The organism is Streptomyces sp. WMMB303 (assembly GCF_029351045.1).
Lineage (GTDB): Bacteria > Actinomycetota > Actinomycetes > Streptomycetales > Streptomycetaceae > Streptomyces.
On the sequence record NZ_JARKIN010000001.1, the window covers coordinates 2,311,806 to 2,327,503 of the forward strand.

Here is a 15,698-nt window from a genome sequence, read left to right on the forward strand (position 1 = left end):
TGATCACCAGTCACCCTGGGAGGTGCGAGAGATGGCCGACCGAACCCTCTGGTCGTACAAGGAGATCGCCGCGCACATCAGCGTGCGACCGGACACCGTGCGCTCCTACCGGAAACACGGCCTGCTACCGCAACCCGACCTCGTGGAAGGAGGCAGGCCGTACTGGTACGCGGACACCATCCGCGACTGGGTGACCCGGAGGCCGGGGCACCGCGGCGGCCACTGACGCGGCCCCGGCCGCCACTTCGGGCGCGCCGCCCGGAGCACCATCACCCCGGGGCGGCACCACAGGTGCCGCCCCGGCCGACGTCCGGGGCCCCGCCAGGGGAGCAGGACGGGACGGCGGCGGACCCGGCGGGAGCTCGGGCCGGTGCGGCCCCGGCCGGGCGGGGGCCCGACGCCGCAGCAGCCGCTGCACCACCCCGGCGGCTCCGGCCAGCACCGCCGAGGCGCCGATTCCGACGAGCGCACCGGACAGCGTCCCGGCGAGCGCCCGTCCGCCCCAGTAGCCGACTCCGACCGAGTAGACCGCCCAGAGCAGTTCCGCCAGGCCGGAGCCGAGCAGGAAGCGGCGTACCGGATAGCCGACCGCTCCGGTGGCCAGCCCGCCGATGACCCGTCCGCTGGGCAGGAAGCGGACGGCGATCACGAACGGCACCCCGTACCGGCCGACGCGCTGCTGCGTCCACTCCAGCGCGGCCCGGCGGCGGCCACGGGAGAGTCGACGGCGGAGCCGCGCCCCGGTGCGCCGCCCGAGCCCGTACATCAGCGCGTCCCCGGCCAGGGCGCTGCCCGCCACGGTCAGCAGCAGCAGCGGCAGCGGGATCCGGCCCGCCGCCGCCAGCGCCCCGGCCGCCGCGATCAGCGCGGAGTTGGGCACCAGCGGCGGCAGGGTCGTCAGACCCACCACGGCGAGCGTCATCAGCAGCGCGCCCTCCACGCCGACCACCTGCCTTCCGCCGAGCACCCACGGCGGGCGTGCCCCTGCCGGACGCGGCTCCCGGCGGCTCCGACCGCCGGGAGCCCGAGCGGCTCCGGGAGCACGCTTTGGTGGATACCCTGCGGGGGTATATCGTCTGTTCCGCGGACACCGCCGGGAGGGCCGACCCTCCGACGCTGCCCGTGCGGGAGCCCGCGCCGGGTTCCCGAGGAGACATGCGTACCGAGAGTTGAGGAGCGGGTCATGAGCAGCGTCACGACCACCTACAAGGTTTCCGGAATGACCTGCGGCCACTGCGAGGGAGCGGTCTCCGAGGAGATCTCCCGGATCGAGGGCGTCTCGGCAGTGCGGGCCGTGGCCGCCTCCGGCGAGGTCGCCGTCACCTCCTCCGGCGAACTGGACGACACCGCCGTGCGCGACGCCGTCGACGAGGCCGGGTACGAGCTGGTGGGCCGGGCCTGACAACGGCCGGGCACCGGCTCGCGGGCATCGGCCTGTCTCCAGTATCGACCCGCAGCGCGCCCGGCGCAGTACGGCCGTCAGACAGCTCCGCACCGTCGGACAGCCCGGCACTCCGAACGGCAGAAAGCGCCCCGCCGACCAGGTCCCCCCACGGGCCCGTCGACGGGGCGCTTCCGATTCCCGGTCATGGATTCCCCCCACGGGATCCTGGCCGGGCGCCTCTGGGTGCCCGTGCTGCGGGAGGGCCGCTCAAGCTCCCCGCGCACGTTCACCGTTTCTTCACTCCCCATCGGTCCCCCAAGACAGATGTGAAGCAGCGGCGAAGGCTCCGCCGGGAGGCCGACGCCACCCGGTTAGACCTACGAGCCCCGCTTATGGTTACCCCCTAATTTCTGTGACCTACGTCTCTTCGTCAATCCGCACAAACGGAAGGCCCCAATCCGTTCGGACTGGGGCCTTCCGTTTGTGCCGGGGGCGGGAGCTGGATGTGTACGCCTCCGCGGCTCAGCGCGCCTCGACCGGAACGTAGTCGCGCTCGACGATGCCGGTGTAGATCTGCCGCGGGCGGCCGATCCGCGAATTCGGCTCCTTGATCATCTCGTGCCACTGGGCGATCCAGCCCGGCAGCCGGCCGAGCGCGAACAGCACCGTGAACATGCTGGTCGGGAAGCCCATGGCGCGGTAGATCAGGCCGGTGTAGAAGTCCACATTCGGGTAGAGCTTGCGCTCGACGAAGTAGTCGTCGGAGAGGGCGTGCTCCTCCAGGCGGAGCGCGATGTCCAGCAGCTCGTCGCTCTTGCCCAGCGCGGAGAGCACATCGTGGGCGGCCGACTTGATGATCTTCGCCCGGGGGTCGAAGTTCTTGTAGACGCGGTGGCCGAAGCCCATGAGCTTGACGCCGTCTTCCTTGTTCTTCACCTTGCGGATGAAGGTGTCGACGTCGCCGCCCGAGGCCTGGATGCCCTGGAGCATCTCCAGCACGCTCTGGTTGGCGCCGCCGTGCAGCGGACCCCAGAGGGCGTTGATACCGGCCGAGATCGAGGCGAACATGTTCGCCTGCGAGGAGCCGACCAGGCGCACCGTGGAGGTCGAGCAGTTCTGCTCGTGGTCCGCGTGCAGGATCAGCAGCTTGTCCAGGGCGTTGACCACGACCGGGTCCAGCGCGTACTCCTGCGCCGGGACCGAGAAGGTCATCCGCAGGAAGTTCTCCACGTAGCCGAGATCGTTGCTCGGATACACGACCGGATGGCCGATCGCCTTCTTGTACGCGTAGGCGGCGATCGTGGGCAGCTTGGCCAGCAGCCTTATGGTCGAGAGGTGCCGCTGCTCCTCGTCGAAGGGGTTGTGGCTGTCCTGGTAGAACGTCGACAGCGCGCTGACCACCGAGGAGAGCATCGCCATCGGGTGCGCGTCGCGCGGGAAGCCGTCGTAGAACCGCTTGACGTCCTCGTGCAGCAGGGTGTGCTGGGTGATCTCGTTCTTGAACCCGCTCAGCTCGTCGACGGTGGGCAGCTCGCCGTTGATGAGCAGGTACGCCGTCTCCAGGAAGGTGCCGCGCTCGGCGAGCTGCTCGATCGGATAGCCGCGGTAGCGCAGGATGCCCTGCTCACCGTCGAGGAAGGTGATGCCGGATTTGTAGGCGGCGGTGTTGCCGTATCCCGAGTCCAGGGTCACCAGACCGGTCTGGGCGCGCAGCTTGCCGATGTCGAAGCCACGGTCGCCCACCGTGCTGTCGACGATCGGGTAGCTGTACTCGCCGTCCCCGTAGCGGAGTACTACGGAGTTCTCGCTGTCGCGGTGTTCGCTCACGTCATCCCTCACCGACGTAGTGCCTCTTCTTCGAGGTGCCCTGACTCTTTCCACTCTCCCTTATCCAGCGCTGTGCGGTGCACTGGGGGTCAGCCAGAGGGCTCCATGGTGGCACGCAGTGCCGTCCATCTGAACATCCTGCACCCTCTTGGCCGTCATGGTCACCCCCCGGCACCCATCCCGCCTCCCGGAACCGGCGCGGAGGCGCGCAGCCGGTGGTCGAGCGCCGTGCACCGGCGCCCCGCCGAGGCGGTGCGGACCGCCTGTCCGAGGGCTCTGCGGGACCCCACCAGCACCACCAGCCGCTTGGCTCTCGTCACGGCCGTGTAGAGCAGATTCCGCTGGAGCATCATCCAGGCACCCGTGGTGACCGGGATCACTACTGCCGGGTACTCGCTGCCCTGCGAGCGGTGGATGGTCATCGCGTAGGCGTGGGACAGCTCGTCCAGCTCGTCGAAGTCGTACCCGACCTCCTCGTCCTCGTCCGTCAGCACGGTGAGCCGGTGGTCGTCCGGGTGCAGCGCGGTGACCACCCCGACGGTGCCGTTGAAGACGCCGTTCGCCCCCTTCTCGTAGTTGTTGCGGATCTGGGTGACCTTGTCGCCCACCCGGAAGACCCGGCCGCCGAACCGCTTCTCCGGCAGGTCGGGCCGAGCCGGGGTGACGGCCTGCTGGAGCAGACCGTTCAGCGCCCCGGCGCCGGCCGGGCCGCGGTGCATGGGCGCGAGCACCTGCACATCGCGGCGCGGATCCAGCCCGAACTTCGCCGGGACGCGCCGGGCCGCCACGTCCACCGTCAGCAGCCCGGCGGCCTCGGTGTCCTCCTCCACGAAGAGGAAGAAGTCCGACAGGCCCCGGGTGAGCGGAGGGGTGCCGGAGTTGATGCGGTGCGCGTTGGTCACCACACCGGACTGCTGGGCCTGGCGGAAGATCCGGCGCAGCCGCACCGCCGGGACCGGTCCGCCCTCGGCCAGCAGGTCGCGCAGCACCTCACCGGCGCCCACCGAGGGGAGCTGATCCACATCCCCGACGAGCAGCAGATGCGCGCCGGGCGGGACTGCCTTGACCAGTTTGTTGGCGAGCAGCAGATCGAGCATGGACGCCTCGTCGACCACCACGAGGTCGGCCTCCAGCGGGCGGTCCCGGTCGTAGGCCGCGTCCCCGCCGGGCTTCAACTCCAGCAGCCGGTGGACCGTGGACGCCTCGGCCCCGGTCAGCTCCGCCAGCCGCTTGGCGGCCCGGCCGGTGGGCGCGGCGAGCACCACCCGGGCCCCCTTGGCCCGGGCCAGCTCGACGACCGAACGCACGGTGAAGGACTTGCCGCACCCCGGCCCCCCGGTCAGCACCGCGACCCGGCTGGTGAGCGCGAGCCGCACCGCCTCCTCCTGCTCGGGCGCCAGCCGGGCGCCCGTGCGCCGGGCCAGCCAGCCGAGCGCCGCCTCCCAGTCGACGTCCTGGAACCACGGCAGCCGGTCCTCGGGGGTGCGCGCCAACCGCTTGAGCTGCGCTGCCAGGGCGACCTCGGCGCGCTGGAAGGGAACGAGGTAGACGGCGGTCAGGCTGTGCTCCGGCTGCTCCGGGTCGGGCACCGGTTCGCGGACGACCCCGCCCTCCTCGTCCGCCGCGAGCTCGCCGAGGCAGTCGATGACCAGCCCCGTGTCCACCTGGAGGAGCTTGATTGCCTCGGTGATGAGCCGCTCCTCGGGCAGATAGCAGTGGCCCTGGTCGGAGGATTGCGAAAGGGTGTGCCGCAGGCCCGCCTTGACCCGTTCCGGACTGTCGTGCGGGATGCCGACCGCCTGCGCGATGCGGTCGGCGGTCAGGAAGCCGATGCCCCACACGTCGGCCGCCAGCCGGTAGGGGTTGCCGCGGACCACGGAGATGGACGCGTCGCCGTACTGCTTGTAGATGCGCACCGCGATGGAGGTGGAGACGCCCACGCCCTGGAGGAAAACCATCACTTCCTTGATCGCCTTCTGCTCCTCCCAGGCCGCGGCGATCAGTCCGGTGCGCTTGGGGCCGAGGCCGGGCACCTCGATGAGCCTGCCCGCGTCGGCCTCGATGACCTCCAGCGTGTCGACGCCGAAGTGGCTGACGATCCGGTCCGCGATGCGCGGCCCGACGCCCTTGACCAGGCCGGAGCCCAGATAGCGCCGGATGCCCTGGACGGTGGCCGGTAGCACCGTGACGTAGTTGTCCACATGGAATTGACGTCCGTACTGCGGGTGGGAGCCCCAGCGGCCCTCCATGCGCAGCGACTCGCCCGCCTGGGCGCCGAGCAACGCACCCACGACGGTGAGCAGTTCGCCACCGCCGCGGCCGGCGTCGACCCGGGCCACGGTGTACCCGTTGTCCTCATTGGCGTAGGTGATGCGCTCTAGTACCCCTTCGAGCACCGCAGGCTGGAACGTCATGTCACCGACGGTAGCCTTGCGGACCGACACCGGGGCAGCCCTGTGGACAACTCCGCGCCCCCTCCCCGCCCCTCCCGGAACTGTCCGCACGGCCACCGCAGTTACGTCTGCACGCGCATCATCACGATCGTGCATCGTCGATGTCCTCAGCTTGCATCACCATGCGCACATCACTTTCCATTACCGATGTAATCGTTTCCATGCGCGGTGCGGCGCCTCCTGGTACGCCCGTGCGCACCGGGAGCACTTCGCACCGTTCCGGACCGGGCCAGCACGGCCCCCCGCTCCCGGAACCCCGACCGCTCTTCCCCTCCCCCGCCTGATGCCGCGCCGACGCGGCGTCCCTCACCTCTGGAACACGGCACGGCAATGGCAGGCATCAAGGACGTCGCAGCCCGCGCGGGCGTCTCCGTGGCCACGGTCTCGCGCGTCCTCAACGACCACAGCGGGGTCCGCGAGGAGACCCGCGCCCGGGTGCTGTCCGCCGTCTCGGAGCTGAGCTACCGGCCCAACACGCTGGCCAGGTCGCTGCGTACCGACCAGACCCGCACCCTGGGGCTGGTCATCAGCGACGTGCTGAATCCTTTCTTCACGGAGCTGGCCCGCGCGGTCGAGGACGCGGCCCGCAACCGGGGCTACAGCGTGATCATCGGCAACGCCGACGAACAGCTCACGCTCCAGGACCACCACGTGCGCACCCTGCTGGACCGCCGGATCGACGGACTGCTCGTCTCCCCCGCCGACGGCGACTCCCTCGCACTGCGCGAGGCCGCACTGCTCGGCATCCCCATGGTCTTCGTCGACCGCTGGATCGAGGGACTCGACGTACCCCTGGTACGCGCCGACGGGCGGCCCGCGGTTCACGATCTCGTCGCCCATCTGTACGCGCTCGGACACCGGCGGCTGGCTATCATCACCGGGCCCGTGGCCAGCACCACCAGCAACGAGAGGGTGGACGCCTTCCGTTCGGCGCTGCACGCGCACGGCCTTCCGTTGCCCGAGAGTCTCATCGGACAGGGCGACTTCCAGACCGCGAGCGGGCGGCGGGCGACGGACGCGTTCTTCGCCCTCCCGGAGCCACCGGACGCGATCTTCGCGACCGACAACCTGATGGCGCTCGGCGTCATGGAGCAGCTCCGCACCCTCGGGATGCGGGTCCCGCACGACGTGTCGCTCGCCGCCTTCGACGACATCCCGTGGTTCCTGCACACCGACCCCCCGATCACCGCCATCGCCCAACCCACCCAGGAACTGGGCCACCGCGCGGTCGCCGCACTGACCGACCTGGTGGAGGGCCGGAGCGCCGGTTCCGTCACGCTCTCCGCCCACCTCACAGCGCGCCGCTCCTGCGGCGAAGACGAAAGGACGCGTCGTTGACCACCCCAGACCCGCCCCCGGCACGGGAACTGCTGCGCACGGAAGGCATCCGCAAGACCTTCCCCGGCGTGGTCGCGCTCGACGGTGTCGACTTCGACCTGCGCGCCGGTGAAGTGCACGTCCTGCTGGGCGAGAACGGCGCCGGCAAGAGCACGCTGATCAAGGTGCTCTCCGGTACCTACCGCCCGGACGAGGGGCGGGTGCTCTGCGACGGCCGAACCGTACGGATCGCCGACGCCGAGGCCGCCGAGAAGCTCGGCATCGCCACCATCCACCAGGAGTTCAACCTGGTGCCGCACCTGTCCGTCGCGGAGAACATCTTCCTGGGGCGGCAGCCGCGCCGCCTGGGCCTCGTGGACCGCAGGAAGATGGAGGCGGACGCGAAGGTGCTGCTGGACCGGGTCGGGATCACCGCCTCGCCGCGCACCCCGGTGGGCAGGCTCGGCATCGCCGGCCGGCAGATGGTCGAGATCGCCAAGGCGCTCAGCCTGCGCACCCGCATCCTGATCATGGACGAGCCGACCGCAGTGCTCACCGCCGAAGAGGTCAACCGCCTGTTCACCATCGTCCGCAAGCTGCGGGCCGAGGGCGTGGGCGTCGTCTTCATCACCCACCACCTGGAGGAGATCCCCGCCATCGGCGACCGGGTCACGGTGCTGCGGGACGGCCGCAGCGTCGGCCAGGTCCCGGCCGGCACCGGGCAGGAGGAGCTGGTGCGGCTGATGGTGGGCCGCAGCATCGAGCAGCAGTACCCGCGCCAGGCCGCACCGGCCCAGGGCGCCGGCGCCGGGTCCGCCGCCCCGCTGCTGCGGGTGACCGGGCTGCGCAGGCAGGGCGCGTTCGACAACGTCTCCTTCGAGGTGCGCGCCGGCGAGGTCGTCGGCATCGCCGGGCTGGTCGGCGCGGGCCGCACCGAGGTGGCGCGGGCCGTCTTCGGCGCCGACCGCTACGACGCCGGCCGCGTCGAGGTCGCCGGCAAGCGGCTGCCCGGCGGCGACGTGTGGGCCTCGCACGCGGCCGGGCTGGGGCTGGTCCCCGAGGACCGCAAGGGGCAGGGCCTGCTGCCGGACGCCTCGGTCTCGGAGAACCTCGGCCTGGTCACCCTCCGCGAGGCGAGCAAGGGCGGCCTGGTGGACCGGGCGGGGCAGCGCAGGGCGGCGTCCCGGATCGCCGAGCGGCTCGGGGTGCGGATGGCCGGCCTGGACCAGCACGTGCGCACGCTCTCCGGCGGCAACCAGCAGAAAGTCGTGATCGGCAAGTGGCTGCTCGCCAACAGCCGCGTGCTGATCCTCGACGAACCGACCCGCGGCATCGACGTGGGCGCGAAGGTCGAGATCTACCAGCTCGTCAACGAGCTGACGGCCTCCGGCCACGCGGTGCTGATGATTTCCAGCGACCTCCCCGAGGTGCTGGGCATGAGCGATCGGGTCCTGGTGATGTCCCAGGGCCGGATCGCCGGTGAACTGACCGCGCGGGAAGCGACCCAGGACGCCGTCATGGCCCTGGCCGTCGGCACCTCCGCGCCAGGAACGAGCGAGATGGAGGACTCTCCCCGTGGCCATTGACACGCAGCCGGGTCACCGCCTGGACAAGCGCCCCGGCGGCAAGCGAGGGCCGAACCCGGCCCGTCGCGTCGTGGAGGACACAGGGCGCGTACTGCAGGACAACGGCGCGCTGGTCGCGCTGCTCGTCCTGGTGCTGGTGCTGTCGTTCTGGACCAGCAACTTCTTCACCGCGACGAACCTGCTCAATGTCGGCGTCCAGGCGGCCGTGACCGCGATCCTGGCCTTCGGCGTCACGTTCGCCATCGTCTCCGGGGGCATCGACCTGTCGGTCGGCTCGGTGGCCGCCTTCTCCGGGGTGATGCTGGGCTGGTTCACCACCACCCAGGGCATGCCGGTCTTCCTCGGCGTGCTGCTGGCGATCCTCTCGGGCACCGCCTGCGGACTGCTGAACGGCATCCTGATCTCCTACGGCAAGCTGCCCCCGTTCATCGCGACCCTGGCGATGCTCTCGGCGGCGCGCGGCCTGGCGCAGGTCGTCTCCGAGGGCAGCCCCGTCGTGCTGCCCGACTCCCTCTCCTGGATCGGCAAGACGATCGGTGAGTGGCTCCCGGTGCCGGTCATCGTGATGATCGTGATGGGGCTGCTGGCGGCGCTGGTGCTCAACCGCACCTACAGCGGCCGGTCGATGTACGCGATCGGCGGCAACGAGGAGGCCGCGCACCTGTCCGGTATCCGGGTCCGCCGCCAGAAGCTGGTGATCTACACCCTGGTGGGCGCCTTCGCCGCCGTCGCCGGGATCGTCCTGGCCTCGCGGCTCGCCTCGGCCCAGCCGACGGCTGCCGAAGGTTACGAACTGGACGCGATTGCCGCCGTCGTCATTGGTGGCGCCAGTCTGGCCGGAGGCGTGGGCAAGGCTTCCGGAACGCTGATCGGGGCCCTTATCCTCGCTGTTCTGCGCAATGGACTCAACCTGCTCGATGTTTCCGCTTTCTGGCAGCAGGTCGTCATTGGGGTAGTTATTGCGCTCGCCGTGCTCCTCGATACACTGCGTCGCCGCGCATGATCTTTATGCGACGGGGGAGCTCGCGTAGTTCATCCATCTGCCGACTGCAAGGAATGCAGCAATGAGCAAGAGAACGAACACGTCTGTCGTCGTCATGGCCACGGCAGTCGCGCTGACCGCAACGGCCTGTGGCTCGGGCGGCGGCTCGAGCGACGGCAAGGAGAAGCCCAAGATCGGCTTCGCCATATCCGCGCTCAACCAGCCCTTCATGGTCCAGATGAAGAAGGGCGCCGAGGAGGAGGCCAAGGCCCAGGGCGCCGAACTAAGCGTCCAGAACGCCTCGGACGACGCCTCCCAGCAGGCCAACCAGATCCAGAACTTCACCTCCCAGCAGGTGAAGTCGATCATCATCAACCCGGTCGACTCGGATGCCGCGGCCCCCTCGGTCAAGGCCGCCAACAACGCCAAGATCCCGGTCATCGCCGCCGACCGCAGCGTCAACAAGGCCGACATCAAGACGACCGTCGCCTCCGACAACGTGGCGGGCGGTGAGAAGGCCGCCAAGGAGATCGCCGAGCAGCTCGACGGCAAGGGCCAGGTCCTGTGGCTCCAGGGCCAGACCGGCACCTCCGCGTCGCGGGAGCGCGGCAAGGGCTTCAAGCAGGGCCTGAAGGAGTTCCCGGGCATCAAGGTCGTCACCAAGCAGCCCGCGGACTTCCAGCGCACCAAGGGCCTGGACGTGACCACCAACGCCATGCAGTCGCACCCGGAGATCGACGCGGTCTTCGCGGAGAACGACGAGATGGCGCTCGGCGCGGTCAAGGCGCTCGGCTCCAAGGCGGGCAAGTCCGTCAAGATCGTCGGCTTCGACGGCACCGGTGACGCGATGAAGGCCATCAAGAAGGGCACCATCAACGCGACCGTTGCCCAGCAGCCGGCCGAACTCGGCAAGATGGCGGTCCGCAACGCCATGCGCGTCATCGACGGCTCCAGCGTCGACAAGCAGATCAAGGTCCCGGTGAAGGTCGTCACCAAGAAGAACGTCGACCGGTACTCCTGACCGGAAGCCGGACGGACGACAGGCTGAACGGCCCGCAGCGGACACCCGTACCCGCGCGGGACGAGAAGGAGCACCCCGGATGCACGGATACGACCTGCTGGTCGTAGGTTCCGCCAACGCCGACCTGGTCATCGGCCTCGAACGCCGACCGGGCCCCGGCGAGACGGTGCTCGGGTCGGACATGGTGATCCACCCGGGCGGCAAGGGCGCGAACCAGGCGGCGGCAGCCGCCCGACTCGGCGCCCGCACCACCCTGCTCGCACGCGTCGGTGCCGACGCGTACGGCCGCATGCTGGCCGACGCACAGCGGGCGGCGGGTGCCGACCCGGCGGGGCTCCTGACCGGAGCAGGCGCGCCCGGCACGGTGGACGACGGCGGCACCGGCGGTGCCGCCGAGGGCGAGGACGCTCCGACCGGCGTCGCCCTCATCACCGTGGACGCGGCCGGCGACAACAGCATCGTCGTCTCCCCCGGTGCCAACGCCCGCCTCACGCCCGACGACGTGGCAGCGGCGCGCGACCTCTTCGAGGCCGCCGCCGTCGTCTCCCTCCAACTGGAGATCCCCCTGGAGACGGTCGCCGCAGCGGCGCGAGCCGCCGCCGAGCACGGGGCGCGGGTGGTGCTCAACCCCTCCCCGCCCGCCCGGCTGCCCTCGGACGTGCTGGCCCTGTGCGATCCGCTGGTGCTCAACGAGCACGAGGCGCGGCTGCTGCTGGCCGGCGGGCAGCCGGACTCGGACCCCGGGCGATCCCCGGGCTCGGATCCGGAGGAGTGGGCGAACGCGCTCCTCGCACTGGGCCCCCGCAGTGTCGTGGTCACCCTGGGCGCCGAAGGCGCGCTGGTGGCCGGTCCCGGAGTGGGCTCCGCACCGGGCTCCGAGGGGGCGGACGGCACCGGCACGGTGCGGGTGCCCAGTCCACGGGTGCGGGCCGTGGACACCACCGGTGCGGGCGACGCCTTCACCGGCGCGCTCGGCTGGCGACTGGGCCGCGGCGACGGGCTGGTGGACGCCGTGCGCTACGCAGTACGCGTCGGTGCCCTCGCGGTGACCCGCCCGGGTGCCCAGGAGTCCTACCCGAGCGCGGCGGACGTCGAGGCCGCCGACCAGGAGAGCGCGGCATGAAGAAGTCCGGAATCCTCAACCGCCACCTCAGCGGCGCCCTGGCCCGGCTCGGGCACACCGACCTGGTCGTGGTCTGCGACGTCGGCCTCCCCGTCCCGGAGGGCCCCGACGTGGTGGACCTGGCCTTCCGCGCCGGGGTGCCCGGCTTCGCCGAGGTACTCGCCGGCCTCCTGGAGGAACTGGAGGTGGAGGGTGCCCGTGCCGCCGCGGAGGTACGACAGGCCAACCCCGAGTGCGGCGCCCTGCTGGAGGGGCACTTCCCGGAGCTGGAACTGGTGCCGCACGAGGAGCTGAAGGCGCTGACCCGGCAGGCCCGGCTGGTGGTGCGCACCGGCGAGGCCAAGCCCTACGCGAACGTGGTGCTGCGCTGCGGCGTGCCGTTCTGACACGGCAGGTGGAGGTCTCGAGGGGCCCGGTCCACGGACCGGGCCCCTCGCATCCCCTCGGCCTCCCACTGCTGCCCCCGGGGAGAGCCGACACCGGTGTCGACCCGCGACTGTCCGACAGGGGTGCACCGCGCGCGGGTGACAGCTGAGCCCGGGCCCGGCGCCCGGTCGCGGTCCGCGCCGCGCTACAGGACGTGCCGGAGATACCGCGCCGCGGTCTCCCGCAGCACCTGGGCGCCATCCCGCTCCCACAGCGCCGGGTTGAAGATCTCCACCTCCACCGGCCCCCGGTAGCCCGCGGCGTCCGCCCATCCGCGGAAGGCCCGCAGATCGACCGCGCCGTCTCCCAACTGGCCGCGCCCCAGCAGCACCCCGGCGGGCAGCGGGGTGACCCAGTCCGCGAGCTGGAGGAGCGCGATCCGGTGCTGCGCACCGGCCTGTGCGAGCTGCCGCGGCACCCGCTCGTCCCACCACAGATGGTAGGCGTCGGCCACGATCCCGACCTCCTCGGCGGGGAACCGCCCGGCGAGGTCGAGAGCCTGACCGAGAGTGGAGACCACGCACCGGTCAGCGGCGTACATCGGGTGCAGCGGTTCGAGTGCCAGCCGCACACCGCGCTCCCGGGCGGCGGGGACGAGTTCGGCGAGCGCTTCGGCGGCCCGCTCGCGCGCCGCCGCGAGATCCCGCTCCCCCTCCGGCAGCCCGCCGGAGACCAGCACCAGGACGCCGGTGCCCAGTTCGGCCGCCTCGTCGAGCGCCGCGCGGTTGTCGTCCAACGCGGCGCGCCGCGCCGCGGGCTCCCGCGCGGTGAAGAATCCGCCCCGGCACAGCGAGGTGACGGCCAGCCCGTGCCGGCGCATGAGACGGGCCGCGGCAGCCGGACCGTGGGCCCGCACCGGCTCACGCCACAGTCCGACGCCGCCGATGCCCAGCTCGGCAGCGCCGCGGGCCAGTTCGGGCAGCGAGAGCTGGCGCACGGTCTCCTGGTTCACCGAGAGCCGCGCCAGGCCCTCCCTGGTGGTGTGCGTCCGGCTCACTGGACCACTCCCCCCACCGCGAGCAGCTGCTTCATCCGGTGCTCGGCGCGCTCGGGGTCGGGGAAGAGGCCGAGTTCGTCCGCGAGTTCCCAGGCCCGCGCCAGATGCGGCAGCGAGCGGGCCGACTGGAGCCCGCCGACCATGGTGAAGTGCTCCTGGTGCCCGCAGAGCCAGGCGAGCAGCACCACACCGGTCTTGTAGTACCGGGTCGGCTCCTGGAAGAGGTGCCGGGCCAGGGCGACCGTCGGGTCGAGCACCGTCCGGAATCCCGCCGCGTCGCCCGCGTCCAGCAGTGCCGCGGCGTGCGCGGCGAACGGCGCCAGCGGATCGAAGACCCCCAGCAGCGCGTCGCTGTGGCCCGCCCGGTCGCCTTCGATCAGCTGCGGGTAGTGGAGGTCGTCCCCGGTGTAGCAGCGCACCCCGGCCGGCAGCCGCCGCCGCAGTGCCACTTCACGGTCCGCGTCCAGCAGCGAGACCTTCACCCCGTCCACCTTCCCGGGGTGCGCCGCGACGATGCGCAGCAGGGTATCGGCGGCCACGTCCGGGTCACGGCTGCCCCAGTAGCCCTCCAGCGCGGGGTCGAACGCGGGCCCCAGCCAGTGCAGCACGACCGGGCTGCTCGCCTGGCGCAGCAGAGTGCCGTAGACGTGCTCGTAGTCCTCCGGACCGCGCGCGACGGCCGCCAGTCCGCGGGAGGCCAGCAGGACGGCCTGCGCGCCCGCCTCCTCGGTCAGCGCCAACTGTTCCTCGTAGGCGGCGACGACCGCGGACGTCGCCGCCGGCGCAGCCGCCCGGCCCCGGCCCGGTACCCGGGGGTCCAGCAGGTCGGTTCCCACACCGCAGACCAACTGCCCGCCGACCGCCTTCGCCTCGGCGGCCGTACGCCGGATCAGCTCACCGGCACCCGCCCGGTCCAGGCCCGCACCACGCTGTGCCGTGTCCATGGCCTCGGCGACCCCCAGCCCGTGGCTCCACAGGTGGTGCCGGAAGGCGAGGGTGGCGTCCCAGTCGAGCGCGGCGGGGCCGTCGGGCGGCACGTCGGCCAACGGGTCGGCCACCACATGGGCGGCGGCCAGGAGCCTGCGACTCGCGGGCTGCGGCCCGGCCCCGGCGCCCTCCCGGTGGGGTCCGCGTACGGCCGGGGCGGGGCGGCGGCGGGATGCGCGGGTGCGGAGGCCCCCGGTGGCGGGGTCGGGCAGCCGGATCACAGCACCAGCTCCGGTACCTCGACGCGGCGGCCCTCCGCCGAGGAGATATGGGCCAGTTCGGCGAGCTGCACGCCGCGGGCGCCCGCGAGCAGGTCCCAGGGGCACGGCCCGGCGGCCTCCCCCCGGGCGCCGTCGCCGGCGTCGCCCTCGTCGCCGCCGACCGGGGCGGTGCCGTCCCGGTCGGCGACGCGGCGCAGGAAGAGCTCCCACTGGGCCTTGAAGCCGTTGGTCTCCTCGTCCCCGTCGTTGTCGGGCACCTCCTGCCACTGGTCGCGGAAGCGCTCGGCAGCGGGCAGGTCCGGGTTCCACACCGGCCTGGGGGTGCCGGCCCGGTGCTGGTAGCGGCAGCCGCGCAGACCGGCGACGGCGGAGCCCTCGGTGCCGTCCACCTGGAACTCGACCAGTTCGTCGCGGTGCACCCGTACCGCCCAGGAGGAGTTGATCTGAGCGACGACGCCGCCCTCCAGGGTGAAGATGCCGTACGCGGCGTCGTCCGCCGTGGCCAGGTAGGGCTCGCCCCGCTCGTCCCAGCGGTGCGGCAGGTGGGTGGCCAGGTGGGCCTGGACGGAGGTGACCCGGCCGAAGAGGTTGTGCAGCACGTACTCCCAGTGCGGGAACATGTCACCGGCGATGCCGCCGCCGTCCTCGGCCCGGTAGTTCCACGAGGGCCGCTGGGCGCTCTGCCAGTCGCCCTCGAAGACCCAGTAGCCGAACTCGCCCCGCACCGAGAGCACCCGGCCGAAGAAGCCGCTCCCGACCAGCCGGGCGAGTTTGCGCAGTCCGGGCAGGAAGAGCTTGTCCTGGACGACGCCGTGCTCGACTCCGGCCCGGGCTGCCGCCCTGGCCAGTTCCAGGGCGCCGTCGAGCGAGGTGGCGGTGGGCTTCTCCGCGTAGACGTGCTTTCCGGCCGCGACGGCTTTGCGCAGTGCGGCGAGGCGCGCGGAGGTGATCTGTGCGTCGAAGTAGACCTCGATGCTGTCGTCCGCCAGCACCGCGTCCAGGTCGGTGGAGACGGCCCGCGGGTCCAGCCCGTGCTGCTGCGCGAGGGAGCGCAACGCGTCCTCTCTGCGGCCCACCAGGACCGGTTCGGGCCACAGCGTCCGGCCGCCGCCCAGGTCGAGTCCGCCCTCCTCGCGCAGCGCGAGCAGGGAGCGCACGAGGTGCTGACGGTGGCCCATCCGGCCGGTGACGCCGTTCATGGCGATGCGGAGCGTCCTGCGTGACACGTGTGCTCGTCTCCCTGCTGTCGCGGCGCCCGGTTCGGCGAGCGCGTCCGCGCGGTGGCATCGACACGTAGTAAGCGCTTTCTAGCGGCCAACGGACCACGTTAGCTCCAGCAGCACTGCTCTGCAAGGGAGTTGGCGAACCGCGCGG

General features: G+C 71.9%; 11 protein-coding genes and 2 pseudogenes. 7 read left to right on the plus strand and 6 right to left on the minus strand.

Annotation, left to right across the window (positions count from 1 at the left end):
• Positions 1-31 precede the first annotated feature (31 nt).
• A complete protein-coding gene (locus P2424_RS30970) occupies positions 32-226 on the plus strand; it encodes a MerR family transcriptional regulator (protein WP_346660075.1) in 195 nt (64 codons plus the stop codon).
• A gap of 291 nt (positions 227-517) precedes the next feature.
• Here the strand turns inward: P2424_RS30970 and P2424_RS30975 are convergent.
• Positions 518-922: pseudogene (locus P2424_RS30975) on the minus strand (VTT domain-containing protein); the annotation flags it as partial.
• Positions 923-1,183: 261 nt separating this feature from the next.
• On the opposite strand from P2424_RS30975, the gene P2424_RS10460 reads away from it, so the two are divergent.
• Positions 1,184-1,402, plus strand: a complete 219-nt coding sequence (locus P2424_RS10460) for a heavy-metal-associated domain-containing protein (RefSeq protein ID WP_276475492.1) — start codon at positions 1,184-1,186, stop codon at positions 1,400-1,402.
• A gap of 504 nt (positions 1,403-1,906) precedes the next feature.
• Here P2424_RS10460 and P2424_RS10465 read toward each other — a convergent pair.
• Both P2424_RS10465 and P2424_RS10470 read right to left on the minus strand, forming a co-directional pair.
• Positions 1,907-3,223: a citrate synthase gene (locus tag P2424_RS10465; RefSeq protein WP_276475493.1), complete on the minus strand. Its 1,317-nt coding sequence runs from the start codon at positions 3,221-3,223 to the stop codon at positions 1,907-1,909.
• A 149-nt stretch (positions 3,224-3,372) separates the two neighbouring features.
• Positions 3,373-5,625 carry an ATP-dependent RecD-like DNA helicase gene (locus P2424_RS10470; protein WP_276475494.1) on the minus strand — a complete coding sequence of 751 codons (2,253 nt, stop codon included), beginning with the start codon at positions 5,623-5,625 and terminating at the stop codon, positions 3,373-3,375.
• A 369-nt stretch (positions 5,626-5,994) separates the two neighbouring features.
• Between P2424_RS10470 and P2424_RS10475 the strand changes: the two genes are divergently transcribed.
• From P2424_RS10475 to rbsD, 5 genes and pseudogenes are all read left to right on the plus strand, one after another.
• Positions 5,995-7,002, plus strand: coding sequence for a LacI family DNA-binding transcriptional regulator (locus P2424_RS10475; RefSeq protein ID WP_276475495.1), 1,008 nt, complete (start codon positions 5,995-5,997; stop codon positions 7,000-7,002).
• Positions 6,999-8,567, plus strand: coding sequence for a sugar ABC transporter ATP-binding protein (locus P2424_RS10480; RefSeq protein ID WP_276475496.1), 1,569 nt, complete (start codon positions 6,999-7,001; stop codon positions 8,565-8,567). The genes P2424_RS10475 and P2424_RS10480 overlap by 4 nt, the downstream gene beginning before the upstream one ends.
• A 70-nt stretch (positions 8,568-8,637) precedes the next feature.
• A pseudogene (locus P2424_RS10485) lies at positions 8,638-10,570 on the plus strand (substrate-binding domain-containing protein).
• A gap of 79 nt (positions 10,571-10,649) precedes the next feature.
• Entirely contained in the window at positions 10,650-11,693 is a 1,044-nt protein-coding gene (locus tag P2424_RS10490; protein WP_276475497.1) for a ribokinase, read from the plus strand.
• The gene (gene rbsD / locus P2424_RS10495; protein WP_276475498.1) at positions 11,690-12,079 is read left to right on the plus strand and encodes a D-ribose pyranase; all 390 of its coding nucleotides are present in this window, start codon (positions 11,690-11,692) and stop codon (positions 12,077-12,079) included. Before P2424_RS10490 ends, rbsD begins: the two co-directional genes overlap by 4 nt.
• A 185-nt stretch (positions 12,080-12,264) precedes the next feature.
• Here rbsD and P2424_RS10500 read toward each other — a convergent pair whose 3' ends face one another.
• From P2424_RS10500 to P2424_RS10510, 3 genes are read right to left on the minus strand one after another with little or no spacing between them, the layout of a single operon-like run.
• Complete coding sequence (locus P2424_RS10500) at positions 12,265-13,116, minus strand: sugar phosphate isomerase/epimerase family protein (RefSeq protein ID WP_276475499.1); 852 nt, start codon at positions 13,114-13,116, stop codon at positions 12,265-12,267.
• Positions 13,113-14,324: a dihydrodipicolinate synthase family protein gene (locus tag P2424_RS10505; RefSeq protein WP_276475500.1), complete on the minus strand. Its 1,212-nt coding sequence runs from the start codon at positions 14,322-14,324 to the stop codon at positions 13,113-13,115. Before P2424_RS10505 ends, P2424_RS10500 begins: the two co-directional genes overlap by 4 nt.
• A complete protein-coding gene (locus P2424_RS10510) occupies positions 14,321-15,550 on the minus strand; it encodes a Gfo/Idh/MocA family oxidoreductase (RefSeq protein ID WP_276475501.1) in 1,230 nt (409 codons plus the stop codon). The genes P2424_RS10505 and P2424_RS10510 overlap by 4 nt, the downstream gene beginning before the upstream one ends.
• Positions 15,551-15,698 lie beyond the last annotated feature (148 nt).